Genomic DNA, 22,840 nt, shown 5'->3' with positions numbered 1-22,840 from the left:
TCACCGCGCACCCCAATGCACCGGGAGGACAGCCTCCCGGTGGACAACCAGCGTGTCCTGAACGGCCGCTATGAACTGGGCGGCCTGATCGGCCGCGGTGGCATGGCTGACGTCTACCGTGGCACCGATACCCGGTTGGGGCGCACAGTGGCCATCAAGCTGCTGCGCCCCGACCTGGCCCGGGACCCCCAGTTCCAGGCCCGGTTCAGGCGCGAGGCCCAGGCGGTTGCGGCGCTGAACCACTCGTCCATTGTTGCCATCTATGACACCGGGGAACACCTGGTGCCGGACGGATCCGCCGAATCCGTCCGCGTGCCCTACATCGTGATGGAATTCGTGGAGGGCAAGACCATCCGCGAGCTCATCCGCGCCAACCGCGTCACCATCGACGAGGCCATCGACTATTGCCTGGGCGTCCTGGCCGCACTGGAATACAGCCACAAGGCCGGAATTGTGCACCGCGACATCAAACCGGCCAACGTCATGTACTGCGAGGGCTCCGACTCGGTGAAGGTGATGGATTTCGGCATCGCCCGTGCCATCGCCGATTCCTCAGCCACCATGACGCAGACGCAGGCCGTGGTGGGTACGGCCCAGTATTTGTCGCCGGAGCAGGCCCGGGGCGAAACAGTGGATGCGCGCAGCGACCTGTACTCCGCTGCCTGCCTGCTCTATGAAATGCTCACGTCCCGGCCGCCCTTCATCGGCGACAGCCCGGTCTCCGTGGCCTACCAGCACGTCAGGGAGATACCGGAGCCCGCCAGCAGCGTGAACCCCGACGTGTCCCCGGCACTGGACTCCGTGCTGGCCAAGGCCCTGCAGAAAAACCGGGATGACAGGTTCCAGGACGCCGCCGCCTTCCGGCGCGCCCTTCGCGCGGCGAGGTCCGGAATTCCGGTCATGGCAGTCCCCGCCTCGGAAGCCCCCACCGACCCCAACGACTATGTGCCTGCAGCGGCGCCGGCAACCCAGGCCTTCGCTGCCACCGGTGCGAGTTTCCTGGATGACGCTCCCACCGGCCGGCTGGCCGCCACCTCCGCCTACTCCGACCGCGGCACCGCCGCCCTGCCCGCCCCTGAGGAGGAGAACGCGGCCGCCGCGCCCCTGCCGTTGGGGTTTGCTCCCGAGCGGGATCGGACTTCGCGGCAGACGTCCCGCCGTCGTGCGTGGATAGCCACCCTGGTGGTGGTCACCCTGCTGGTCCTGGCCGGCGGTGGCCTGTGGCTCTACGACACAGTGAACCGGCCCGCGCCCATCGTGCAGGTGCAAATCCCGGCGGTAGCCGGGATGACGGAGTCCGCCGCCCTGCAGGAACTTTACAAGGCCGGCCTCCCGCCCAGGATTGTCCGGCTGCAGCATGACACCGTAGCCAAGGGAACCGCCATCGGCACCGAACCGGCGTCCGGAGCCCTGAACCCGGGCACGGAGGTGGTCCTGAACATCTCGGAAGGTCCCAGCGCCGTCAAGATTCCGGAGAGCCTTCCCGGCAAGACGGAGGCTGCTGCCCGGGACATTCTGCGCCAAAGCGGGCTGGTGGGCGCCCCGTCCACCACCACCGCCAACAGCGCCACGGTCCCGGCGGGAATCGTCATCACCACCAGCCCTGCGCCCGGCCAGATGGTGGGCGTTGGAACCACTGTTGAACTGGTGGTCTCCACGGGCAAGGTGGCAGTCCCCGAACTGCGCGGCCGCACCCGGGAGGAGGCCGAGTCTGCCCTCAAGGAACTGGGCCTGGTCCCGAATGTCATCGAGGTGGAAAACGGGCAGGTGGAGGCCGGGCGCGTGACGGACCAGAGCGATCCCGTCAACGCCGCCGTGGAGCAGGGCAAGACGATCAGCATCGTGGTGACCAAGGCGCCGCCTCCACCCCCGCCGTCGCCCACCGCAACCCCGACGCCGACGGCGACGGCTACGGCGACGCCCAGCAAGAAGGGCCTGCTCTAGGCCAGCGCCGGGTGCGTCAGTGCTGGATGAGCGGGCTCAGCTTGGCAGCCCGTGCGGCCGCACCCTTCATGCCCAGCGACTCGAGCCAGTTGCCGAGCATCTGGTAGCCGCCCTCAGTCAGGACCGATTCCGGGTGGAACTGGACACCGCACAGCGGAGCGGTACGGTGCTGGAGTCCCATGACCACACCGGAGGCAGTTTCTGCCGTCACTTCCAGGACATCCGGAATCGTCTCCCGCACTGCAGCCAGGGAGTGGTAGCGGGTGGCCGTGACCGGGGAGGGGAGTCCCGCGAAGACGCTGGTGCCAATGTGTTCCACCTGTGACGTCTTGCCGTGCATCAACTCCGGGGCATGCGTCACCTTGCCGCCGAAAGCCTCCGCCAGCGCCTGGTGTCCCAGGCACACGCCGAACATCGGGACGCTGTTCTCCCCGCACCACCGGATCAGCTCGATGCAGACACCGGCCTCGGCCGGGTTGCCCGGACCGGGTGAGATCAGGACGCCGTCGCGGGTGCCGGCCAGTTCGATGGCCTCGGCGAGGGTGACGTCGTCGTTGCGGACCACGGTGGTCTCGGCGCCGAGTTCCTGGAGGTAGCCCACCAGGGTGTAGACGAAGCTGTCGTAGTTATCCACCACGAGGATCTTGGTTGTGGTCATGGCTGGTTTGCTGCACCAATCGTTGAGTCAGTGAACTGGGTGTACTCGGACATCCACGGAAAAAGGAACTGGACCATCAATACCAGTGCAACGGCAATGAGCACCAGCGAGGTGACCATCCGCAGCCACAAGGGCCCGGGAAGGTGGCGGAAAATCCATCCGTACATGCTCAGCCCTTTCCTATCGCTGCCGCCACCTGCGCGGCGATTTCGGCGGGCGGACCGGCGGAGGCCGGCCGCCAGCTGTCCAGCAGGGCGTAGGCGATGATGCGCTCTTCCGCCCCGAAACGCGGGTTGCAGCTGGTCATGGTGAGGTAGCTTTCCGTGGGTGTGACGCCGGGAAGGGTTGGCACCGGCTCCAGGACGTCGGTGCGGCTGGGCATCACGATCTGGTTGTTGCGGAAGACGTACACGTAGTAGCCGTCCTTGGTTTGCACATAGATCTTGTCGCCTGGAACCAGGGTATGGATGTTGTCCAGCACTGCGCCGTGCGTCTGCCGGTGGCCGGCGACGGCGAAGTTTCCCACCGCCCCGGGCATGGCCGTGGTGGCGTAATGGCCAAGGCCAAGGGTGTCCAGGACGTCGCTGGTGGTGCCCTGCACGATGGGCCGGGTGTAGCTGGTGCCGAAGCGGGGGATGTACATGATGCCGATGGTTCCGGCGTGGCCGGGGGCGGCTCCCACCACCGGTGGTCCGAAATCCTCGGCGGGCGCGGGTCCGTCTGCTTCCTGCGGGGCGGGGGCCGGCGGCGGGTTGCCGAGGTCCTGGGCAAACTCCTTGATGACTTCGCTCTGCCGCGCATCCGATTCCACGTTGGTCCACCACAGCTGCCAGGCAACGAACAACAGGAGGATGATGCCTGCGGTGATGAGGAGTTCGCCGAGTACCTGGATGGTCATGCGTACTATTCCGACGATGGCAGCCGGGGCAACGGCGGGCCTCGCCTTCTCCTGCAATACCACGCGTTCTCCTCGGGGCGGTTCCGCTGGGCACCGGGGGCCCAGGAAGTCCGGCTAGAATTGGCTGCTAGTAAGAATCAAGATTTGTCCAAGATCGCGCAGACCGCTGGCAATTTCCTTCTTGCAGGATATCAAGCCCGGCACGCCGAGCTTGCCCAGCCGCCAAGGAGACCCAGTGCCCGAGTCAAAGCCGCGAAAGAAGACCGACAGCACCGTCCAGCCGGCTTCCCCGCAGGCGTACAAGCCGAACCCCGTATGGTTCAAGCCCGTCATGTTCGGGCTGATGATCATTGGGCTGTTCTGGATCATCACGTACTACATCAGCGAAGGTCTCTTTCCGGTCCAGGCATGGGGATCCTGGAACATCGTGGCCGGCTTCGGCATTGCCATCATTGGCTTCCTGATGACCACGCGCTGGCGCTCCTAGGCCTTCTTCTCCAACAATCCGACGGACTCCAGGAGGAACCGGATGGCTGCCGACACTGCCGGCTCGGCGATAGTCGGCGACGACGGCCTCGCCCGCCCGGCCTGGGCATCATCGGATCCACTGCTTAGGGAGTACTACGACCAGGAGTGGGGCCTTCCCGTTACCGACGAGCAGGGCCTCTACGAACGGATCTGCCTGGAGGGTTTCCAGGCCGGGCTGTCCTGGGCAACCATCCTGCGCAAGCGGCCGGCGTTCCGCTCCGCCTTTGAGGGCTTCAGTCCGGACGCGGTAGCGCTGTTCACTGCCGCCGACGTGGAGCGGCTCATGCAGGATCCTGGCATCGTCAGGAACCGCATGAAGATCCTCGCCACCATCAAGAATGCCCAGGCCACCATTGCCCTGCGGAAAGAGGGCGGCCTGGTGGACTTCGTGTGGCAGTTCCGCCCCGCGTCCACGCCGCACCCGGTTGTGCACACCGATATCCCCACCCAGTCCGGGGAGTCGGTGGCACTCTCAAAAGCCCTCCGTAAGAAGGGCTTCGCCTTCGTGGGGCCCACCACCATGTTCGCCCTGATGGAAGCAATCGGAATGGTGGATACCCACCTCCTGGACAGCCACCGCCGGGGTTCCTCCGGGGTATGGCCGGAACCAGGCAGCTAGGACGTTCTCCCCAACTGTTGGGAAAGTTATCCACAATGTTGAAAAACCTGCGGATAACGCTGCCTCTTATCCACCGTCCGGCGCCCACTGGGGCCAGGCGGTAAAACATGCCCCTGCCATTCGGTTATTAACACTGTGGAATACCCTGTGGATAATCCCCGCTGGGGGAAGTGCAGCTAGCTTTCCTGGCGGTCACGCCGGACCGGATGGTGGCTCACGATCGAGATGCGGTTGAAGGCGTTCATGCTGACCGCCACCCAGCTGACCACCGAGAATTCCTCCTCCGTCAGGGACTTCCTGGCCGTGCCCTCCTCCTGCTCGCGGAGGTGCTGGCCGGGGAGTTCAGTAATGCTTTCCACAAGGGCCAGCGCGGCACGTTCCTTCTCGGTGAACAGCGCCGTATCGCGCCATGCCGGCAACACCGCCAGGCGCTGCGACGTTTCCCCGGCCTCGAGTGCTTCCCGGACGTGGAGGTCCAGGCAATAGGCGCAACCGTTGATCTGGGAGATACGCACGTTGAGGAGTTCCAGGGTCCTGGCGTCTATCCCGGCGTCCGCGGCCGCTTCTTTGACCTTCAGGGCCAGCCCGTTGATAGCGCGCCAGACAGCAGGGTGCTGCTTGTCGAGGAAGATGTGCTGTGTGGCGGTCAAGGAAGGTCCTCCTGGAAGGGCGGGATGGGCAAGCGGCACTTGAAGCTTATCCACTTACCAACATTCCAATACCCACAAGTTATCCACAGCTGTGGAAACCGGTTGGGGATTATTTGCCAGCCAAGGCCTGCACGCTGGGATCCAAGGTGAAAAGGCGACCGGAACTACACCGGCAGAAGTTACTAACAGTGTGCATAAGACTGTTGAAAGGATCGCCTGCTGCGGTCATCACTCCACTGGAAGCCAGGGTATCCAAGGCTTTATCCACAAACCACCCGGAAAGGCGCGGTTTGTCCACTTAAGCACAGGTCTATCCCCAAGAGTTATCCACAAGTGTGGAGAAAAGCGCCCTGCCGTTTGGAAAAGTCCCGGAAAGCGGACGCTGGCGCACGAAGCGGTCGTGAATGACACGGATGTAAGTTATTAACACTGTGGATAAGGGCTGTGGAAAAACAGAACCCCCGGCACCTGCGGGTGCCGGGGGTCTTGCGCCTCGTTCGAGATTGTGGGCTTTGCCCGTTGCGGGTCCGGCTATAGCGTGACGCGTACCCACACCGCTAGGGCGAGGAGGACCAGCACAGCCGCCAGCCCGGCCGCCTGGAGCATGCCTTGGCGAGGACCGCGGGGAGTATAAGCAAGTACTGCCGCGCACAGCCCGCCTGCAACCAGGCCACCAAGGTGGGCCTGCCAGGCGATCTGGGGGATTACGAAACCGATCACGCCGTTGATCGCGATCAGCACCCACAGCTGGCGGGTGTCACCCCCACGGTGGCGCTGTACCAGGAGCATGGCCCCGAAGAGTCCGAAGATGGCTCCCGAGGCGCCCACTACACCATAGAGAGGCCTGCCGGGTTCGTAGAGGGGGGTCAGCAGAAGGTAGCCGACCGAGCCGCCGATGGCCGAGATCAGGTACAGCGCCAGGAACCGTGCCCGTCCCAGCAGGGGCTCCAGCGCCTGCCCGAAGGCCCACAGCATGTACATGTTCAGCACAATGTGCAGGATGAACCCCTGCGAGTGGAGGAACGCCGCGGTGAGCATCCGCCACGGCTCAAACTGGCCGTACCGGGGCTCGGCGTAGATGTTGGCAAAGCCAAGGGTCTGGTAAATGGCGTCATTGGGGATCAGCCACTGCAGGACGTACAGGACTGCGCACACGGCGATGATCCCGAACGTCACCCTTGGCTTGCCGGCCGCGACGGCGCCGCCGTAAACAGTCCGTACCTCCGGCGTCGTACGCTTTGCCTCGTTGACGCAGTCGACGCATTGGAATCCGACGGCGGCCGCCCGCTGGCAGTCGGGGCATGCGGGGCGCCCGCACCGCTGGCAGCGTACATAGGACGGCCGGTCAGGGTGCCGGGGGCATACCGGGACCTGGGCGGACGGCTCAGCCGACGGAATTCCGTAACTCATGGTCTGGTGTTACAGCTGCTCGATATCGATGCTGTTGATGGTGACGTCCTCCACGGGGCGGTCGCCCATGCCGGTGCGGACACCTTCGATGGCGTCGACAACCTTCTTGGATTCCTCGTCAGCCACTTCACCGAAGATGCTGTGCTTGCCCTGCAGCCAGTCGGTGGGGATGGTGGTGATGAAGAACTGGGAACCGTTGGTGCCCTTGCCCATCTGGATGCCGGCGTTCGCCATGGCCAGCTTGTAGGGCTGGTTGAAGCTGAGCTCGGGGTGGATTTCGTCGTCGAAGCGGTAGCCCGGTCCGCCGGTGCCGCGGCCCAGCGGGTCGCCGGCCTGGATCATGAAGTCCTTGATGATGCGGTGGAAAATCGTCCCGTTGTACAGCGGAGTGCCGGTCTTGTCCTCGCCGGTCTCCGGGTGGGTCCACGCCTGCTCGCCGGTGGCGAGGCCGATGAAGTTCTTGACGGTCTTGGGCGCGTGGTTGCCGAAGAGGTTAACAACGATGTCGCCGAGGCTCGTGTGGATGGTTGCTTTTGCGGTTGCGATTGCAGTCATAGGGCCCATTCTTCCACGCCGGTCCCTGCCGGTTGCGGCTGCTGCAGCAGTTCCGCGCTGGGTGAAATCGCCCTGAAATCCGCGGTGGGAATAGCAGGTGAAGATCAAGCCACGTAGGCTAACCACAGACCGTCACATTAATCGGGAGGTAGTTGTGAAGAAATCGGATCGTATTGCCCGTGACCTTGAGCTGTCAGTCATCGGGGCAGTTGAGAATGCCAAGGATTGGGCCGCCCCCCGTGTGGAAGCAGCTGTGGACTGGGCGGTTCCCCGCCTCCAGCACAGCCTGGATACCGCCTCTCCCAAGATCCAGGAAGGGCTGAAGACGGCGGCGCACAACCTGGCCGACGGGGTTGCCACCGTGACCCCCCGGATTCAGGACGGCCTGGCGCAGCTAGCCCCGAAAATCAACGACGCCGTCGAGGGCGCCTCACCGCGCCTGCACGAGGCACTGGACAGGGCCACCCCGGTGGTCCTGAACGCGCGCGACCGCGTTGTGGTGGAGTACCTTCCACGGCTCTCGGACCAGATCGGCCACGCGTCCGACGCCGTCCACCGCACCCTGGAGGGCACTCCGGCCCGCGTGGATGCAGTCGCCCAGAAGCTCGGTGACGTTGGAATCATCCACGCCCTCCAAGAGCAGGCCCAGGCTACCGGCACCCAGCTGAAGGCGGCCGCAACGGAAGCCGGACGTACCGTCGGAATTCAGCTGGCCCAGCCGGAACCGCCCAAGAAGCAGCGCGGCTGGCTGGTCTTCGGCGTCATTGCTGCGGCTGTGGCTGCTGGCGTTGCCGCCTGGAAGGCCTCCAAGCCCGTTGAGGACCCGTGGAAGACGCCCTCACCCGTGACTCCAGCTCCGACGCCGGCACCGGTTTCAGCCTCCACTGTCAACGAGGTCAAGGAAACCACGGCTGACGCTGCTGACAAGGCCAGCGACGCCTCGGCTTCGGTTGCCGCTGCAGGTGCGGGCACAGTGTCCGAGGGTGCGGACACCGTTAAGGACAAGTCCGGGGACGTGGCGGACAAGGCCAAGCACGTGGCGGATGATGCTGCCGAAACCACGGCCAAGATTGCCACTGACGCGAAGACGGCCACCAAGAATATCGCTGCCAACATGAACGGGGACAAGGGCGCCAGCCAGGCCTAGTCACCCGCACACACCGCGAAGGGGTTCCGTCTCATGACGGGGCCCCTTCTGCTGTTTGCCGACGCGGCGGGTCCAGGACGCTGGTTCCGGTCCCGGGCACGGCGGCCCTGCGGTGCTAGATTTGAAGTGATGTCAGCCGATCAATCCCTTGGGGATGCCTTGAACGACGCAGCCGAGCTGCCCCGCGTGTCCATCGTCATCCCGGCGTATAACGAGGAGGGCGTCATCCGGCAGTGCCTCATCGCTGCCATCTACCAGTCCGTCCCGGCGCACGAGATCATCGTGGTGGACAACCTCTCGAAGGACCGGACCGCCGACATTGTCCGGCAGATGCAGCTTGAGTATCCGGAAAGCCCTATCATCCTGCTGAGCCAGGACCGCGAGCAGGGTCTGATTCCCACCCGCAACTTCGGACTGGACCACGCCACCGGCGACATCCTGGGACGGATCGACGCTGACTCCGTCCTGGAGCCGGACTGGGTGGAGCAGGTGCAGAAGGCGTTCCTTGACCCGTCGGTGCAGGCAGCCACAGGCCCCGTGGTCTACTACGACATGCCGATGCGCCGTTTTGGGCTGAAGGCGGACGACAAGATGCGCCAGCTCATGCTCAAGCTGGCCAAGCACCAGTACCACTTCCTGTTCGGCTCCAACATGGCGCTGCGGGCCTCCGCGTGGGAGACCATCCGGGCCGAGACGTGCCGGGACGAGAAAGACGAGATGCACGAGGACATCGACCTGTCCCTGCATCTGGCCGACCACGAGCTCAAAGTGCAGTACTGCGCCCAGATGGTGTCCGGGATGTCGGCCCGCCGGCTGGAGGATTCACCGCGGGATTACCGCTATTACGTCACCCGGTTCGACCGCACATACAAGGCACACAACGTCAAGAAAATGGCCTTGAAGGCACCGATGGTGGTCTTCTTCTCCGTCTACTTCCCGGCCAAGCTCCTGCGCGCCATCCACACCGTGAACACGGCGCAGCCGGTCCGCCGTGGCGGCCAGTAGCTAGTCCGTCCCCAGCTCCGCCAGCCGTTCCGACGGCGGCTCCTCCCCGCGTGCCGTGGGGCGCCTGCCGGTCCTTCCGGGCTTCTGCCCCAGGACGACGACGGCGAGCCCCGCCAGGATCAGCCCCAGCCCCGCATACGTGCCGGCCGGCAAGGTCTCCCCGAGGAACAATGCCGCAAGTAGCGCAGCACCCGGTATTTCGAGAAGGATGATCATCGATACCAGGAGGGGGCTCATGGTGGCGAGCAGGTGGTTGAACGCCGTGTGCCCTACCAGCTGCGCGCAGACGGTGATAGCTGCGATGCCAAGCCAGCCCGCGGCCTCGAAGCCGGCCAGCGGCTGTCCGGCCACCAGCGCCATTAGCGCCACGAGGGCGGCACAGACCCCGTAGCACAGCGTGGTGTAGCTGCTGGTGGTCATGTTCTGCCGCGCTTTGCCGCCGGCCAGTGTGTAAAGGCCGGCCAGTGCGCCCCCGGCCACCGCGAGCAGGTCGCCAAGCAGGGCCTGCGGCGACGATCCCATGTCGAAACCTGTGATGGCCACGACGCCGACAAACGCAGTGCCGAGCCCAGCGAGGACCTGCCAGCGATGCCGGACGCCGCGGAACAGCTGGAACACCGCGATCCAGGCCGACTGCAGGCAGACCAGGGCCGTGGCCGCGGCAACCGACGTCAGCTGGAGCGAGGTGATGAAGCAGGCGAAGTGCAGGGCCAGGGCGGCGGCCGCCACCAGGGACCAGGTGAAGTCCCGGCGGGTTATTGTGCGGAACTGGCGGGGTTCCCGGATGAGGGTGGGTGCGGCCATCACGGCGGCGGCAATGGCGTTCCGCCAGAAGGCGATGGCGAGGGCGCTGACGCTGGTGGCACCAAGGGTGGCCGCGATCAGCGGGCCGGAGGAGGCAACGCCCAGGACGCCCATGGCCGCGAGGAAGAAGGTCACTGGACAACCCTAATGGGCGCTCTGACGGCTAACTGCCGGTGCTGTCCGGACTCGTCGATATGGTTGCCGGGAGAAAGCAAAAGTCCCGGACCGCGCTTCCGCGGACCGGGACTTTCTTATGGTGGAGGCACGGGGACTCGAACCCCGAACCCCCTGCTTGCAAAGCAGGTGCGCTACCAATTGCGCCATGCCCCCATAAGAAGCAACCCGTCAATCATACCCTAGAACCGGAGAGCCATTTACCGGCTTACATTCCAGGCGCCCTGGCTAGTCAACCGAATCGGTGGACTTGCTCCAGACAGTTTTCCGGGCTTCGGATTCCTGTGCCTTGCGGTAGACCAAGATGCCTGCGATTGCAGCTGCAAGTACCAGCAACTTCTTCACATGCTCCCCGTTCCGGTCCGGCTCCGGGCTAACCCGAACCAAACCTCCACTTGAACCTGCACAGGTTCCGTGGGCGTACCAGGACTTGAACCTGGGACCTCTTCGTTATCAGCGAAGCGCTCTAACCGCCTGAGCTATACGCCCCGATGCCTCATCGGGCCGAGACATGACTTTACAGCACATCCCGGCCCGATCTCAAATCGGGTGTTTCCGCCGGTCCGGGACCGGCGGAAACGGGTCCTAATCGTCGGTGAGGGTGACGCCGATGCCGCCCACCAGGGTGGCCGAAATGTTGTAAAGCACGGCGGACAACATGGAGAGTGCGGTCAGCAGGACCACGTTCACCACGGCGATAATTGTGGCGAAGGACGCGACCTGGCCCAGGGAAGCGACCTTCTTCAGTTCGAAGCCGCCGCCTTCGGAGCCGGCCAGGGTGCCGAGCAGGCTGTCCACCTGGTCGAAGATGCCGGTGAGGTCCAAAACGGTCCACAGGACAATGGCAGCCACCACGGTGACAATGCCCAGGGCTACGGACAGCAGGAAGGCCATCTTCAGGACGGACCAAGGGTCAACCTTGCTGATCAGCAGCCGGGCGCGCCGCACCTTGGCCTTGGGGGCGGGCTTGACCAGGCCGGGAGTGCCCTGCGCCGGAGCGCCTGCGGGACGCTGGCCCACTGTGGCAGGGCGGGCGCCTTGTGCTGGCCGCTGGCCCGGCTGGGCCGGTTGCCCCTGTGCGGGACCCTGGGCTGGACGCTGGCCGGGAACGGCCGGGCGCTGGCCTGGGGCGGCGGCAGGCGCTGCCGGCCGCTGCTGCGGACGAACCGGGGCGTTCACGCGGGGTGCCGCTGAGGGCCGGCTTCCGTCGGGAACAGTGCTGCTCGGCTTGGGAAATGAGTCGGGATTACTCACTCGTTACCTCCGTGGTGTCTTCGTTCGGCTCAGCGTCGCCCGAGGCGTCCTCTGACTCAACGGCCGGTGATTCGTCTGCCATTCCTGACCCGGCGGACTCCCCAGGGGCCCCGCCATCTTCAGCCAACGTTACGTCATCCTCAGGCGATTCCTCGCCCTCAAGGCCCCGTTCACTGTTGCGTGCCACTTCGATGATCCGGTCGTTCTTGTCCGGCTTGGCAAAGATGACGCCCATAGTGTCGCGCCCCTTGGCGGGAACACCGGCCACCGAAGACCGGACAACCTTGCCGCCCTCCATGACCACCAGCACTTCATCTTCCTCCTGGACGATGAGTGCTCCCACCAGGTCGCCGCGTTCCTCGGCAAGTTTGGCCACCTTGATGCCCAGGCCGCCGCGGCCCTGGAGCCGGTATTCCTCGACGGCGGTGCGCTTGGCATAGCCGCCCTCGGTCACGATGAAGACGAAGGAGCCGTCCGTGATCACATTGGCGGCCAGGAGTTCGTCGTCTTCGCGGAACTTCATGCCGGTGACACCGGACGTTGCCCTGCCCATGGGCCGGAGCGCATCCTCGGTGGCGGTGAACCGGATCGATTGTCCCTTTCGGGAGACCAGGAGCAGGTCGTCCGTCTCCGAAACCAGCTGCGCGGACACCAGTTCATCTTCGTCCCGCAAGTTGATGGCGATCACGCCGGCGGAGCGGTTGGTGTCGTAGTCCTCGAGCCTGGTCTTCTTCACCAGGCCGCGCTTTGTGGCCAGCACCAGGTAGGGCGCCTGCTGGTAGTCCTTCAGGTCCAGCACCTGGGCGATGTGTTCGTCCGGCTGGAAGGCCAGCAGGTTGGCCACGTGCTGGCCCTTGGCGTCCCGGCCGGCTTCCATCAGCTCATAGGCCTTGGCGCGGTAGACCCGGCCCAGGTTGGTGAAGAACAGCAGCCAGTGGTGCGTGGTGGTGACGAAGAAGTGTTCCACCACATCGTCGCCGCGGAGCTGGGCACCCTTGATGCCCTTGCCGCCCCGCTGCTGCGAGCGGTAGTTGTCGCTGCGGGTCCGCTTCACGTACCCGCCGCGGGTGATGGTGACCACCATCTCCTCTTCAGGGATGAGGTCCTCCATGGACATGTCGCCGTCGTAGCCCATGAGGATCTTGGTACGGCGGTCATCACCGTGCTTGTCCACAATCTCGCCGAGTTCGGTGCTGATGATCTCGCGCTGGCGCTGTTCGGAGCCAAGGATCTCGTTGTATTCGGCGATCAGTGCTTCGAGTTCTGAGTGCCGGTCCTGGATTTTCTGGCGTTCCAGGGCGGCGAGGCGGCGCAGCTGCATGTCCAGAATGGCCCGGGCCTGGAGCTCGTCGATGTCCAGCAATTCCATCAGGCCGTCGCGCGCTGCTTCGGTGGTGTTGGAGGCACGGATGAGGGCGATGACCTCATCGAGCATGTCCAGTGCCTTGAGCAGGGCGCGGAGGATGTGTGCTTCCTCCTCCGCCTTCCGCAGCCGGTAGCGGGTGCGCCGGGCGATGACGTCCAGCTGGTGCGTCACCCAGTGCCGGATGAAGGCGTCCAGGCTGAGGGTGCGCGGTACACCGTCAACGATGGCAAGCATGTTGGCGGAGAAGTTGCTCTGCAGTTCGGTGTGCTTGTAGAGGTTGTTCAGCACAACCTTGGGCACGGCATCCCGCTTGAGGACAATTACCAGGCGCTGGCCGGTGCGGCCGGACGTTTCGTCGCGGAGGTCGGCGATGCCCTGGATCTTGCCGTCCTTGACCAGTTCGGCGATCTTGATGGCCAGGTTGTCCGGGTTGGCCTGGTACGGCAGTTCGGTGACCACCAGGCAGGTGCGGCCCTGTAGTTCCTCGACGTTCACCACCGCGCGCATGGTGATGGAGCCGCGGCCCGTGCGGTAGGCGTCTTCGATGCCCTTGTGGCCCAGGATGGTGGCGCCGGTGGGGAAATCGGGTCCCTTGACGCGCAGCAGGAGCTGCTCCAGCAGGTCCTCGCGGCTGGCGCCGGGGTTGGCCAGGTACCACTGGACGCCGTCGGCCACTTCGCGGAGGTTGTGCGGCGGAATGTTGGTGGCCATGCCGACGGCGATGCCGGACGAACCGTTGACCAGCAGGTTGGGAAACCGGGCCGGCAGGATGGTGGGTTCCTGGTTCTTGCCGTCGTAGTTGTCCTGGAAATCGACGGTTTCCTCGTCGATGTCGCGGACCATTTCCATGGCCAGCGGTGCCATCTTGGTTTCGGTGTAACGCGGAGCTGCCGCGCCGTCGTTGCCCGGGGAACCAAAGTTTCCCTGGCCCAGCGCCAGCGGGTACCGCATGGTCCAGTCCTGGATCAGGCGGACCAGGGCGTCGTAGATCGCCGTGTCGCCATGGGGGTGGTACTGGCCCATGACCTCGCCCACCACGCGGGCGCACTTGTTGAAGGAACGGTCGGGGCGGTAGCCGCCGTCGAACATCGCGTACAAGACGCGGCGGTGGACGGGCTTGAGCCCGTCACGGACATCGGGAAGGGCACGGCCCACGATGACGGCCATGGCGTAGTCCAGGTAGGACCGCTGCATTTCCGTCTGCAGGTCCACCTGCTCCACGCGGTCAATCAGCACGTCGCCCTCAAGAACGGTGTCCGGGGTTCCGGCGTCAGGCGCCGGGTTCTCGGGTGTTTCGTCGCTCATCTATTAATTTCCGTTTCAGGTATATGTCGAAGTCCGGATATTTTGCGCGGTGCCCTAGATATCCAGGAACCTGACGTCCTTGGCGTTCTGCTGAATGAAGTTTCGGCGGGACTCCACGTCTTCGCCCATAAGGACGGAGAAGATCTGGTCGGCGGCGAGGGCGTCGTCCATGGTGACCTGCAGCAGCGTCCGGTTGTCCGGGTCCATGGTGGTGTCCCACAGCTCGGTGTAGTCCATCTCGCCGAGGCCCTTGTAGCGCTGGATGCCGTTGTCCTTGGGGATCCTGCGGCCAGCGGCCTGGCCGGCCACGAGCTTGGCGTCGCGTTCGCGGTCGCTGTACACGTAATCGTGCGCAGCGTTGGACCACTTGATGCGGTACAGCGGCGGCTGTGCCAGGTACACGTAGCCGTTCTCGATCAGGGGACGCATGTAGCGGAACAACAGCGTCATCAGGAGGGTGGTGATGTGCTGGCCGTCCACGTCGGCATCGGCCATCAGGACAATCTTGTGGTACCGGAGCTTGGAGAGGTCGAAGTCCTCGCCGATGCCGGTGCCGAAGGCGGTGATCATGGACTGGACTTCGGCGTTGCCCAGGGCTTTGTCCAGGCGCGCGCGCTCCACATTCAGGATCTTCCCCCGCAGCGGCAGGATCGCCTGGGTTTCGGGGTTGCGCCCGCGCTTGGCGGAACCGCCTGCCGAGTCACCCTCCACGATGTAGACCTCGCACTTCTCCGGATCCTTTGAGGAGCAGTCCGAGAGCTTGCCGGGCATGCCGAATGATTCCAGGGGGCTCTTCCGGCGCGCGTTGTCACGTGCCTTCCGCGCCGCCATGCGGGCCTGCGCGGCGGAAATGGCCTTCCGGATCACGTCACGGGCCGGGCCGGGGTTGCGTTCCAGCCAGTCACCCAGGCCGTCGGTGACCACGCGCTGGACGAAGCCTTTCACTTCGGAGTTGCCGAGCTTGGTCTTGGTCTGGCCTTCGAACTGGGGCTCGGACAGTTTGACGGAGATGACGGCCGTCAGGCCCTCGCGAATGTCGTCACCGGTGAGGTTATCGTCCTTTTCCTTGATGATGCTCTTTTCGCGCGCATAGCGGTTGATCAGGGACGTCAAGGCTGCACGGAAACCCTCTTCGTGGGTTCCGCCCTCGTGGGTGTTGATGGTGTTGGCGTAGGTGTGCACGCTTTCGGAGTACGCGCTGGTCCACTGCATCGCCATTTCCACAGCGATCTTGCGCTCGGTGTCCTCGGTTTCGAAGGCGATGACATCCTCGTGGACCACGTCCACTTTCTTGCCGGAGTTCAGGTGCTTGACGTAGTCCAGCAGGCCGTCGTCGTACTGGTACACCACGGTCCTGTGCTCCGCGCTGACCTCGCCCTCGGTGGCGATGGCATCGAGATCCAGGTCGGCGTCGGCGTCTTCAGCGGTGGGCGTGCGCTCGTCCGTCAGCGTGATGCGCAGGCCCTTGTTCAGGAACGCCATCTGCTGGAAGCGGGCACGGAGGGTCTCAAAGTCGAACTCGGTGGACTCGAAGATTTCCGGGTCCGGGTAGAACGTCTGGCTGGTACCGGTGACGTCCGTTTCCTCGCCCTTGACCAGGCTGCCCTGGGGCTTGCCGCCATTGGCGAAGGACATGCGCCAGACGTGGCCCTGCCGGCGGACCTCTGTATCCACTCGGCTGGACAGCGCGTTGACAACGGAGATGCCCACGCCGTGAAGGCCGCCGGACACGGCGTAGCCGCCGCCGCCGAACTTGCCGCCGGCGTGCAGGATGGTCATGACAACTTCGACGGTGGGCTTGTGCTCGGTGGGGTGCATGTCCACGGGAATGCCACGGCCGTCATCCACAACCTTGACACCGCCGTCGGCCTGCAGGACCACCTCGATATGCGTGCAGTAGCCAGCGAGGGCTTCGTCGACGGAGTTATCCACCACTTCGTAGACCAGGTGGTGGAGACCGCGCGGCCCGGTGGAGCCGATGTACATGCCGGGACGTTTCCGGACGGCTTCCAAACCCTCAAGGACAGTGATGTCGCTGGCCCCGTATTCGCGCGGCTTCGCGGATTCCGCAGGAGTGTCAGGCGTACGGGCATCCTCGACTGCGGGTTCAACTGCCAGATCTGTATTGTCGTTAGCCACAGGCGCTGTCGACTCCTCTGTTCTCGATGATGGCCGGCTGATTCCTCCTCCAAACGGAAAAGGCACCCGCCAACAGGCACAAACTTATGGCGCGGGTGGCTTGCTGACGGTGGGGGTCCGCACCCGCGTGCCGAAAGCACCCGGAGAACGGACTCAGTCAACGTTTCACCCGCGCCCAGTTATCTACAACGATTCTACCGGGAAACAGTCCATATTCCCGCATTCCGGGGCCGTGGACGGGAAGCTGCATGGCTGTGCCCGGCCGCTGGCCGCGCCTAGGGCGCTCCAAAAGGACCGTCCCCGGGGGCCTATACACCCACCGGCCCTTCCAGCGCTCTACACGGCGTTGGGAGCATTTTCAATAGTCCGGCCGGAGGCTACCCGTAGGTGTCCCGTGGCCCACGGCCGTTGACGGTCCGGCCGCCCTTGCGCCAGCTGGGCGCGGAAGGGCCCAGGACCTGGATGCTGGTGACCACCCCGTCGCCGAGTTCCACGCGGAACTTCTCCAGCAGGCTGGTGCTGAGCAGCCGGAGCTGGGTGGCCCACGCCGTGGAGTCACACCGGACGTGCAGGGTTGTGTCCGTGAAGCTCTCAGGGGTGCAGTGTGCGGAAATCTCCGGCCCCACCAGGGCAGGCCATTCCGCCATGACGGAGCCCACCGCCACCGGTGACGTCCAGCCCCGTTCAGCCACCAGCCGGCCCACCACCTTGCCAAGGCCCAGGGGATCACGGCCAGTGGAATGGAACTGGCTGAAGCCGCGGGTATCCCGGATTCCGCCCCGGGCTTTCTGGGAGCCCGGCCGAACGGCCTTCCTGCGGACTTCGCCCCGGGCAGCGGCGGCCTCCCGCATCCGGTTCAGTGCCGCCTGCGGCGCATCGATGTTGTCGGGATCGCGGCCGGGCTGCAGCCCGCCTCCGTTGTCACCGTCCCTGCTCATCAATACCTCCCGGGATGACCTTCACCCGCCGGCCGGACAGCTCTTCCGGGATATCGGCATCGACGGCGGCGGTCACCAGGACCTGTTCCGCGCCGGAGACTATTGCCGCCAGTTTACGCCTGCGCTGGACGTCCAGTTCGGCAAAAACGTCGTCAAGGATCAGGATTGGCGCAGAACCGCCGGTGCGGGCGTCGTCGAGCATCACGTAGTAGGAAGCGAGGCGCAGGGACAGGCACATGGACCAGGTTTCGCCGTGCGAGGCGTAGCCCTTGGCCGGGGCCTGCCCCAGGACGAGTTCCAGTTCATCGCGGTGCGGTCCCACCAGCGAAATGCCCCGTTCCAGTTCCTTCTTCCGGGACTCCGCAAAGGCGCGCACGTACCGTTCCGTGAGCTGTTCGACGGAAAGCCTGCGCAGGTCCTCCGTCCCGACGGCGTCCCCCTGCAGGTCGCGCGGCGCATCCGGCAGGGGGGCGCCGTCGTCGTCCATCTGGTTCTGGAGCGTGGAACGGTACGTGGCATCGGCGGGCTTGGATGCGTCAGTCAGCTCCGCATAGGCGCGGGCAAGGTGCGGCCGGAGGCGTTCCACCAGCTCAAGGCGGGCGTGGAGGAGCTCGGCACCGGCCCGGGCCATGTGCTGGTCCCAGACATCCAGGGTTGCCTCGTGCCCGGACGTGAACTTTCCGGACCGCGCCGATTTGAGCAGGGCGTTGCGCTGTTTCAGCACACGGTCGTAGTCGCTGCGCGTGGCGGCGTGGTGCGGAACGAGGCTGGCCAGCAGTTCGTCCAGAAACCGCCGGCGGTTGGCGGGATCGCCTTTTACCAGAGCCAGATCTTCGGGAGCAAACAGGACCGTTTGGCAAATCCCCAGCAGGTCCCTGGCCCGGACGGGATTGCTGCGGTTGATCCGCCCGCGGTTGGCGCGGCCGGCATTGATCTCAAGTTCCAGGATGGTGGTCTGGTCCCCGCGGACCAGCCGTGCACGGACGAGCGCCCGGTCGGTTCCGAATCGCAGGAGGGGGGCGTCGGAACTGACCCGGTGGGAACTGAGCGTGGCGAGGTACCCGATGGCTTCCATCAGGTTGGTCTTGCCGATGCCGTTGTATCCCACCAGGACGGTGACGCCCGGCTCCAGGGCAAGGTCAACCTGGGCGTAACTGCGGAAATCGGTCAGTGAGAGGTGTTCCAGGTACACGCGGGCTTCGACAATTCTGGAGACGACGGCGGTCCCCCGGTGGGTGCTACTTTGCGGGACGGGTTGCGTGGCCGCCGAATTGGTGACGGAGGGCGGAGACCATCTTCATGGCAGGTGAACTGTCCTCCCTGGACTCAAAGCGGGCGAACAGCGCGGCGGTGATGGCCGGGGCGGGAATTGCGTTGGCAATGGCTTCCTCCACCGTCCAGCGCCCTTCCCCGGAATCCTCCACGTAGTCATCGATATTCTGCAGGCCGGGGTCTTCCTCCAGCGCCTTGACCAGCAGGTCAAGCAGCCAGGACCGCACCACAGTGCCTTTTTGCCATGCCCGGAAAGTGCCGGGCAGGTCGTTGATGATGTCCTTGGATGCAAGCAGCTGGTAGCCCTCGGCGTACGCCTGCATCAGGCCGTACTCGATTCCGTTGTGGACCATCTTGGCGTAGTGCCCGGCGCCGATCCCGCCGACGTGGACGAAGCTGTCCGCGCGTTCACCTTCGGGACGTAGGGCATCGAATACCGGCAGTGCGCGTTCGATGTCCGCCGCATCCCCGCCGGCCATCAGGCCGTAGCCGTTCTGCAGCCCCCAGACTCCGCCGGACACTCCGCAGTCGGCGAAGCGGATGCCCTTGGCGGCAAGGAGTTCGCCGTGCTTCTGGTCCTCGGTGAAGCGGGAGTTCCCGCCGTCGATCACCAGGTCACCTTGGTCCAGCTTGTCCGAAAGCTCCGTGATGACCGCATCGGTAATCGCGCCGGCGGGAACCATCACCCAGATCAGCCTGGGAGCAGGAACTGCGGCGAGCAGCTCATCCACGGAGGCAGCATCGGTGACGTCCGGGTTGCGGTCGTAGCCTGTGACGTCGATCCCGCCCTTGCGCAGCCGCTCGCGCATGTTGAATCCCATTTTGCCAAGGCCAATCAGTCCAATGTGCATCAGGAACTCTTTTCTGCGCGAGGGGGCGGGCTTCATTATGGGCGGCCCAGAACGACAACAACTCTGGGCCCACGCCGCCAGGGTTCCCTGGCCGGTGGGGACTAGTTGGGGAGGCGGACCGGCATCACCAGGTAGCGGTAGTCGTCCTGGTCCTCGCCATCGGCGTCTGCCTGTGCCGTGATCATTGCCGGCTTCGGCGCTGAAGTGAAGGAGAAGCGGACGAACTTGGTTTCGATCACGCTCAGGCCCTCCACCAGGTAGTGCGGGTTGAAGGCAACGGTGATGTCGTCCCCGGAAAGCTGCGCTTCCAGTTCTTCCGAGGCTTGGGCGTCCTCGCCGGTGCCGGCGTCGAGGTTCAGCTGGCCTTCGGTGAAGGCAAGCCGTACCGGGGTGTTCCGCTCGGCCACGAGTGAAACACGGCGGACCGCCTCAACCAGTTCCTGGGTTTGCACGGTGGCGTGGATGGGAGTGGATTCCGGGAAAAGCGAACGGATCTTCGGGTAGTCGCCATCCACGAGCAATGAAGTGGTGGTGCGTCCGCCGCTTTCGAAGCCGATCAGGCGGCTGTCGTCGTCAGAAAGTGCGAGGTTGATGTCCCCGCTGTTGCCGAGTGTCTTGGCTACCTCGTTGAGGGTCTTTGCCTTGACCAGGGCGCTGGTGGAGATACCGGGCGTCACAGGCTTCCACGGCACTTCGCGCATAGCCAGCCGGTACCGGTCCGTGGCCAGGAGGGTGATGAGGTCGTCCTCGATCTCCATCCGGACCCCGGTGAGGATGGGGAGGGTGTCGTCCTTGCTCGCGGCGATGATCACCTGGGAAACGGCCTGGGCGAAGGCATCGCCGGGGACCGTGCCGCTGATGGCGGGAAGTGCGGGCAGGGGCGGGTATTCGGCTTCAGGCATGGTGGCCAGGTGGAAGCTGCTTCGGCGACAGGTGAGTGTCACCTTGTTGCCGTCGGTTTCGACGTCGACCGGAGCGGAGGGAAGGCTGCGGCAGATATCCGCCAAGAGCCGGCCTGATACCAGAATGGTGCCTTCGTCCCGGATGTCCGCGGCAATTTCCAGCCGTGCGGAGGTCTCGTAGTCAAAGCTGGAGAGGCTGACGGTGCCGGCTTCGGCCTTCAGGAGGAGGCCGGACAGGACGGGTACGGGCGGCCGCGGAGACAAGGACCGGGCTGTCCAGGTGACGGCTTCTGCCAGGACGTCCCGGTCGACTCTGAACTTCACGGAAGGGTGCCGCCTTTCATTGCTGCTGCGTTTGGGTTCCGGCACTCCCGCGGTAGGAGTCCCTGAAAAGTGTTGTCCCCGCCCTGTTTGGCGCATGGTTTGCACTGGGCGGACCACGCACGGACCCAGGGATGGGAGCGCTGCTGACAGCTTAGCCGGAACATCAGGGATTAACCCATCCCCCAGTCCGGCCCCAAGGGGTCCGGGCCGCCTGGCCCGCCCGGCAGAGGTGTGCGGATCGATCTTGTTGTTTGAGGGACTTCGATTTTTAGGGATTAGTAGTGTTAATAACTGCTGTGGAAACTGTGGATAACCGTGCTTCGGCCCGGGTTCGAGGGGTTAAGCCCTGTTCATGGACTGTGGGTGGAGCAGGTTTTAAACAGGGTGTGGATGGGGATAGAAATTTTCGCCATTTTCGCGATCCACAGGCGGCTTAAGGGTTTTAAGCCCATTAACCGCGGTTGTCCCCTTAACTATCCACAGCCTTATCCACATGCACCTGTTAATAAGGTATAGGTGGCGGGTCAGGAATCGCGCTGCTGTTGCTTAATCCGGTTGGTCAGCTCTGTCACCTGGTTGTAAATCACACGGCGCTCGGCCATGAGTTCACGGATTTTGCGGTCTGCGTGGATGACCGTGGTGTGGTCGCGTCCACCGAGCTCCTGGCCGATCTTGGGCAGGGACATGTCGGTGAGCTCCCGGCACAGGTACATCGCGATCTGCCGCGCCGTCACCAGCGTGCGGGTACGCGACTTGCTGCACAGCTCTTCCATGCTGAGCTTGAAGTAGTCAGCTGTCTGCTGCAGGATCTGGCTGGACGTGATTTCCTGGGCGCCGTCGTCCGTGATGAGGTCCTTGAGGACCATTTCCGCCAGGGCCACGTCCACCGGCTGCCGGTTGAGGCTGGCGAACGCCGTGACGCGGATCAGGGCGCCTTCGAGTTCGCGGATGTTGCTGGAGATCTTGGAGGCGATGTACTCAAGGGCGTCATCGGGTGCCGAAAGTCCTTCGCTCAGGGCCTTCTTCCGGAGGATGGCAATGCGGGTTTCCAGTTCCGGTGGCTGGATGTCCGTTAGCAAGCCCCACTCGAAGCGGGATTTCATCCGGTCCTCGAAGCCCGCCAGCAGCTTGGGCGGCTGGTCCGAGGTGATGACCACCTGCTTGTTGTTGTTGTGCAGCGAGTTGAATGTGTGGAAGAACTCCTCCAGCGTCCGGTCCTTGCCGGCCAGGAACTGGATGTCGTCGATGAGCAGCACGTCCACGTTGCGGTACGTGGTCTTGAAGCTGGCGCCTTCGTCGTCCCGGATGGAGTTGATGAAGTCGTTGGTGAATTCTTCCGAGTTGACGTAGCGGACGCGGATTCCGCTGTAGAGGCGCCGGGCGTAATGGCCGATCGCGTGCAGCAGGTGCGTCTTGCCCAGCCCGGAATCGCCGTAGATGAACAACGGGTTGTAAGCCTTGGCCGGCGCTTCGGCAACTGCTACTGCGGCAGCATGCGCGAAGCGGTTGGACGAGCCGATCACGAACGTGTCGAAAACGTACTTGGGATTCAACCGGCCGAACTCGTGTGACGTACTGGGCAGCATTGGCTGCGGCTTCTGCTCCACCAGCTGGTCCGAGACGAAGGACGGTTCGACGACGGGTTCGGGCTCTTCGTGGACGGGCACCAGATCGGTGTCGACGTCGATGGCGCACCGGATATCTTCCGAGAAGACGCTGTGCAGGGCATCGTCGAGGGCATCTTTCACCTGCGTCTGGAGCACTTCGCGGGTGAGTTCGTTGGGTACGGCCACCAGGAGGGTGGAACCGATCAGGCCCTGGGCCTGGGCGAGGATGACAAAGCCGCGCTGCCGCGGGGAAACGCGGTGGTCCTGCTCCAGCAGGCTGACAACGCGGCGCCAGGAACTTCCGACAGTATTGGCGTGGTTGGCTTCGTCTACTGTCATCAATGGGTTCCCTCAAAACTTGCTTTGCCTGCAATGCCTGCAGCCCAAAGTCCGGAACCAGGATGCTGGCCCAGCTTAATCCACAGGGTTATGCACAGTACGTGGATAATCGGCTACTGGGCCACTCTAGGGGATGAAAAGCCTAGAAGAT

The 22,840-nt window shown here is 64.5% G+C and carries 21 protein-coding genes and 2 tRNA genes; 5 read left to right on the top strand and 18 right to left on the bottom strand.

What is annotated here, in order from left to right; all coding sequences use genetic code 11:
- Nucleotides 1-15: 15 nt before the first annotated feature.
- On the top strand, nt 16-1,944 hold the full coding sequence (gene pknB / locus AC5RU7_RS09360) for a Stk1 family PASTA domain-containing Ser/Thr kinase (RefSeq protein WP_494052015.1): 1,929 nt from the start codon (nt 16-18) through the stop codon (nt 1,942-1,944).
- 16 nt (nt 1,945-1,960) lie between these two features.
- Here the strand turns inward: pknB and AC5RU7_RS09355 are convergent, their stop codons facing one another.
- From AC5RU7_RS09355 to AC5RU7_RS09345, 3 genes are read right to left on the bottom strand one after another with little or no spacing between them, the layout of a single operon-like run.
- Nucleotides 1,961-2,602, bottom strand: coding sequence for an aminodeoxychorismate/anthranilate synthase component II (locus AC5RU7_RS09355; protein WP_494011382.1), 642 nt, complete (start codon nt 2,600-2,602; stop codon nt 1,961-1,963).
- On the bottom strand, nt 2,599-2,769 hold the full coding sequence (locus AC5RU7_RS09350) for a hypothetical protein (protein ID WP_494051991.1): 171 nt from the start codon (nt 2,767-2,769) through the stop codon (nt 2,599-2,601). The genes AC5RU7_RS09355 and AC5RU7_RS09350 overlap by 4 nt, the downstream gene beginning before the upstream one ends.
- Before the next feature lie 2 nt (nt 2,770-2,771).
- Nucleotides 2,772-3,563, bottom strand: coding sequence for a class E sortase (locus tag AC5RU7_RS09345; RefSeq protein WP_494051990.1), 792 nt, complete (start codon nt 3,561-3,563; stop codon nt 2,772-2,774).
- Nucleotides 3,564-3,735: 172 nt separating this feature from the next.
- Here AC5RU7_RS09345 and AC5RU7_RS09340 point away from each other — a divergent pair, with 172 nt between their 5' ends.
- Together AC5RU7_RS09340 and AC5RU7_RS09335 are read left to right on the top strand one after the other, a co-directional pair.
- Nucleotides 3,736-3,987, top strand: a complete 252-nt coding sequence (locus AC5RU7_RS09340; RefSeq protein ID WP_494011385.1) for a cell division protein CrgA — start codon at nt 3,736-3,738, stop codon at nt 3,985-3,987.
- Between the two features lie 42 nt (nt 3,988-4,029).
- Nucleotides 4,030-4,647 carry a DNA-3-methyladenine glycosylase I gene (locus AC5RU7_RS09335; protein WP_494011386.1) on the top strand — a complete coding sequence of 206 codons (618 nt, stop codon included), beginning with the start codon at nt 4,030-4,032 and terminating at the stop codon, nt 4,645-4,647.
- 176 nt (nt 4,648-4,823) lie between these two features.
- Here the strand turns inward: AC5RU7_RS09335 and AC5RU7_RS09330 are convergent, their stop codons facing one another.
- From AC5RU7_RS09330 to AC5RU7_RS09320, 3 genes are all read right to left on the bottom strand, one after another.
- Nucleotides 4,824-5,297 carry a carboxymuconolactone decarboxylase family protein gene (locus tag AC5RU7_RS09330; protein WP_494011387.1) on the bottom strand — a complete coding sequence of 158 codons (474 nt, stop codon included), beginning with the start codon at nt 5,295-5,297 and terminating at the stop codon, nt 4,824-4,826.
- Between the two features lie 531 nt (nt 5,298-5,828).
- Nucleotides 5,829-6,707: a rhomboid family intramembrane serine protease gene (locus AC5RU7_RS09325; protein ID WP_494011388.1), complete on the bottom strand. Its 879-nt coding sequence runs from the start codon at nt 6,705-6,707 to the stop codon at nt 5,829-5,831.
- A gap of 9 nt (nt 6,708-6,716) precedes the next feature.
- Nucleotides 6,717-7,262, bottom strand: a complete 546-nt coding sequence (locus tag AC5RU7_RS09320) for a peptidylprolyl isomerase (RefSeq protein WP_009359538.1) — start codon at nt 7,260-7,262, stop codon at nt 6,717-6,719.
- Nucleotides 7,263-7,416: 154 nt separating this feature from the next.
- Between AC5RU7_RS09320 and AC5RU7_RS09315 the strand changes: the two genes are divergently transcribed.
- Together AC5RU7_RS09315 and AC5RU7_RS09310 are read left to right on the top strand one after the other, a co-directional pair.
- Nucleotides 7,417-8,409: a hypothetical protein gene (locus tag AC5RU7_RS09315; RefSeq protein WP_494051989.1), complete on the top strand. Its 993-nt coding sequence runs from the start codon at nt 7,417-7,419 to the stop codon at nt 8,407-8,409.
- A gap of 129 nt (nt 8,410-8,538) precedes the next feature.
- Nucleotides 8,539-9,414: a glycosyltransferase family 2 protein gene (locus tag AC5RU7_RS09310; RefSeq protein WP_494011390.1), complete on the top strand. Its 876-nt coding sequence runs from the start codon at nt 8,539-8,541 to the stop codon at nt 9,412-9,414.
- Here the strand turns inward: AC5RU7_RS09310 and AC5RU7_RS09305 are convergent, their stop codons facing one another.
- The 12 genes from AC5RU7_RS09305 to dnaA all read right to left on the bottom strand — a co-directional run bounded on the left by AC5RU7_RS09305 (nt 9,415) and on the right by dnaA (nt 22,689).
- Nucleotides 9,415-10,353, bottom strand: coding sequence for a DMT family transporter (locus AC5RU7_RS09305; RefSeq protein ID WP_494011391.1), 939 nt, complete (start codon nt 10,351-10,353; stop codon nt 9,415-9,417).
- 119 nt (nt 10,354-10,472) lie between these two features.
- Nucleotides 10,473-10,548: transfer RNA gene (locus tag AC5RU7_RS09300), tRNA-Ala, on the bottom strand.
- A 72-nt stretch (nt 10,549-10,620) separates the two neighbouring features.
- Entirely contained in the window at nt 10,621-10,737 is a 117-nt protein-coding gene (locus tag AC5RU7_RS09295; protein WP_494011392.1) for a DLW-39 family protein, read from the bottom strand.
- Between the two features lie 70 nt (nt 10,738-10,807).
- Nucleotides 10,808-10,881: transfer RNA gene (locus AC5RU7_RS09290), tRNA-Ile, on the bottom strand.
- Between the two features lie 96 nt (nt 10,882-10,977).
- Entirely contained in the window at nt 10,978-11,646 is a 669-nt protein-coding gene (locus AC5RU7_RS09285) for a DUF3566 domain-containing protein (protein WP_494011393.1), read from the bottom strand.
- On the bottom strand, nt 11,639-14,317 hold the full coding sequence (gyrA, locus tag AC5RU7_RS09280) for a DNA gyrase subunit A (RefSeq protein ID WP_494051988.1): 2,679 nt from the start codon (nt 14,315-14,317) through the stop codon (nt 11,639-11,641). The genes AC5RU7_RS09285 and gyrA overlap by 8 nt, the downstream gene beginning before the upstream one ends.
- Before the next feature lie 54 nt (nt 14,318-14,371).
- Nucleotides 14,372-16,456, bottom strand: coding sequence for a DNA topoisomerase (ATP-hydrolyzing) subunit B (gene gyrB / locus AC5RU7_RS09275; protein WP_494051987.1), 2,085 nt, complete (start codon nt 16,454-16,456; stop codon nt 14,372-14,374).
- 377 nt (nt 16,457-16,833) lie between these two features.
- On the bottom strand, nt 16,834-17,394 hold the full coding sequence (locus AC5RU7_RS09270; protein ID WP_494051986.1) for a DciA family protein: 561 nt from the start codon (nt 17,392-17,394) through the stop codon (nt 16,834-16,836).
- Nucleotides 17,378-18,586, bottom strand: coding sequence for a DNA replication/repair protein RecF (gene recF / locus AC5RU7_RS09265; RefSeq protein WP_494051985.1), 1,209 nt, complete (start codon nt 18,584-18,586; stop codon nt 17,378-17,380). Before recF ends, AC5RU7_RS09270 begins: the two co-directional genes overlap by 17 nt.
- A 46-nt stretch (nt 18,587-18,632) precedes the next feature.
- Nucleotides 18,633-19,517 carry a phosphogluconate dehydrogenase (NAD(+)-dependent, decarboxylating) gene (gene gnd, locus AC5RU7_RS09260; RefSeq protein WP_494051984.1) on the bottom strand — a complete coding sequence of 295 codons (885 nt, stop codon included), beginning with the start codon at nt 19,515-19,517 and terminating at the stop codon, nt 18,633-18,635.
- A gap of 101 nt (nt 19,518-19,618) precedes the next feature.
- Entirely contained in the window at nt 19,619-20,743 is a 1,125-nt protein-coding gene (gene dnaN / locus AC5RU7_RS09255; RefSeq protein WP_009357111.1) for a DNA polymerase III subunit beta, read from the bottom strand.
- 524 nt (nt 20,744-21,267) lie between these two features.
- Nucleotides 21,268-22,689, bottom strand: a complete 1,422-nt coding sequence (gene dnaA / locus AC5RU7_RS09250; RefSeq protein ID WP_009357110.1) for a chromosomal replication initiator protein DnaA — start codon at nt 22,687-22,689, stop codon at nt 21,268-21,270.
- Nucleotides 22,690-22,840: the final 151 nt, after the last annotated feature.

Source organism: Arthrobacter sp. K410C (genome assembly GCF_059090105.1).
The sequence above is the reverse complement of the archived record's forward strand: the minus strand, read 5'-3'. Positions and strand labels throughout refer to the sequence as shown.

Bases quoted from the DNA above. Each gene is read 5' to 3' on its own strand.
- pknB (WP_494052015.1), top strand. From the start codon at position 16: ATGCACCGGGAGGACAGCCTCCCGGTGGACAACCAGCGTGTCCTGAAC.
- AC5RU7_RS09325 (WP_494011388.1), bottom strand. From the start codon at position 6,707: ATGAGTTACGGAATTCCGTCGGCTGAGCCGTCCGCCCAGGTCCCGGTA.
- AC5RU7_RS09270 (WP_494051986.1), bottom strand. From the start codon at position 17,394: ATGAGCAGGGACGGTGACAACGGAGGCGGGCTGCAGCCCGGCCGCGAT.
- AC5RU7_RS09320 (WP_009359538.1), bottom strand. From the start codon at position 7,262: ATGACTGCAATCGCAACCGCAAAAGCAACCATCCACACGAGCCTCGGC.
- gyrA (WP_494051988.1), bottom strand. From the start codon at position 14,317: ATGAGCGACGAAACACCCGAGAACCCGGCGCCTGACGCCGGAACCCCG.
- dnaA (WP_009357110.1), bottom strand. From the start codon at position 22,689: ATGACAGTAGACGAAGCCAACCACGCCAATACTGTCGGAAGTTCCTGG.
- AC5RU7_RS09335 (WP_494011386.1), top strand. From the start codon at position 4,030: ATGGCTGCCGACACTGCCGGCTCGGCGATAGTCGGCGACGACGGCCTC.
- AC5RU7_RS09355 (WP_494011382.1), bottom strand. From the start codon at position 2,602: ATGACCACAACCAAGATCCTCGTGGTGGATAACTACGACAGCTTCGTC.
- AC5RU7_RS09310 (WP_494011390.1), top strand. From the start codon at position 8,539: ATGTCAGCCGATCAATCCCTTGGGGATGCCTTGAACGACGCAGCCGAG.
- AC5RU7_RS09350 (WP_494051991.1), bottom strand. From the start codon at position 2,769: ATGTACGGATGGATTTTCCGCCACCTTCCCGGGCCCTTGTGGCTGCGG.
- gnd (WP_494051984.1), bottom strand. From the start codon at position 19,517: ATGCACATTGGACTGATTGGCCTTGGCAAAATGGGATTCAACATGCGC.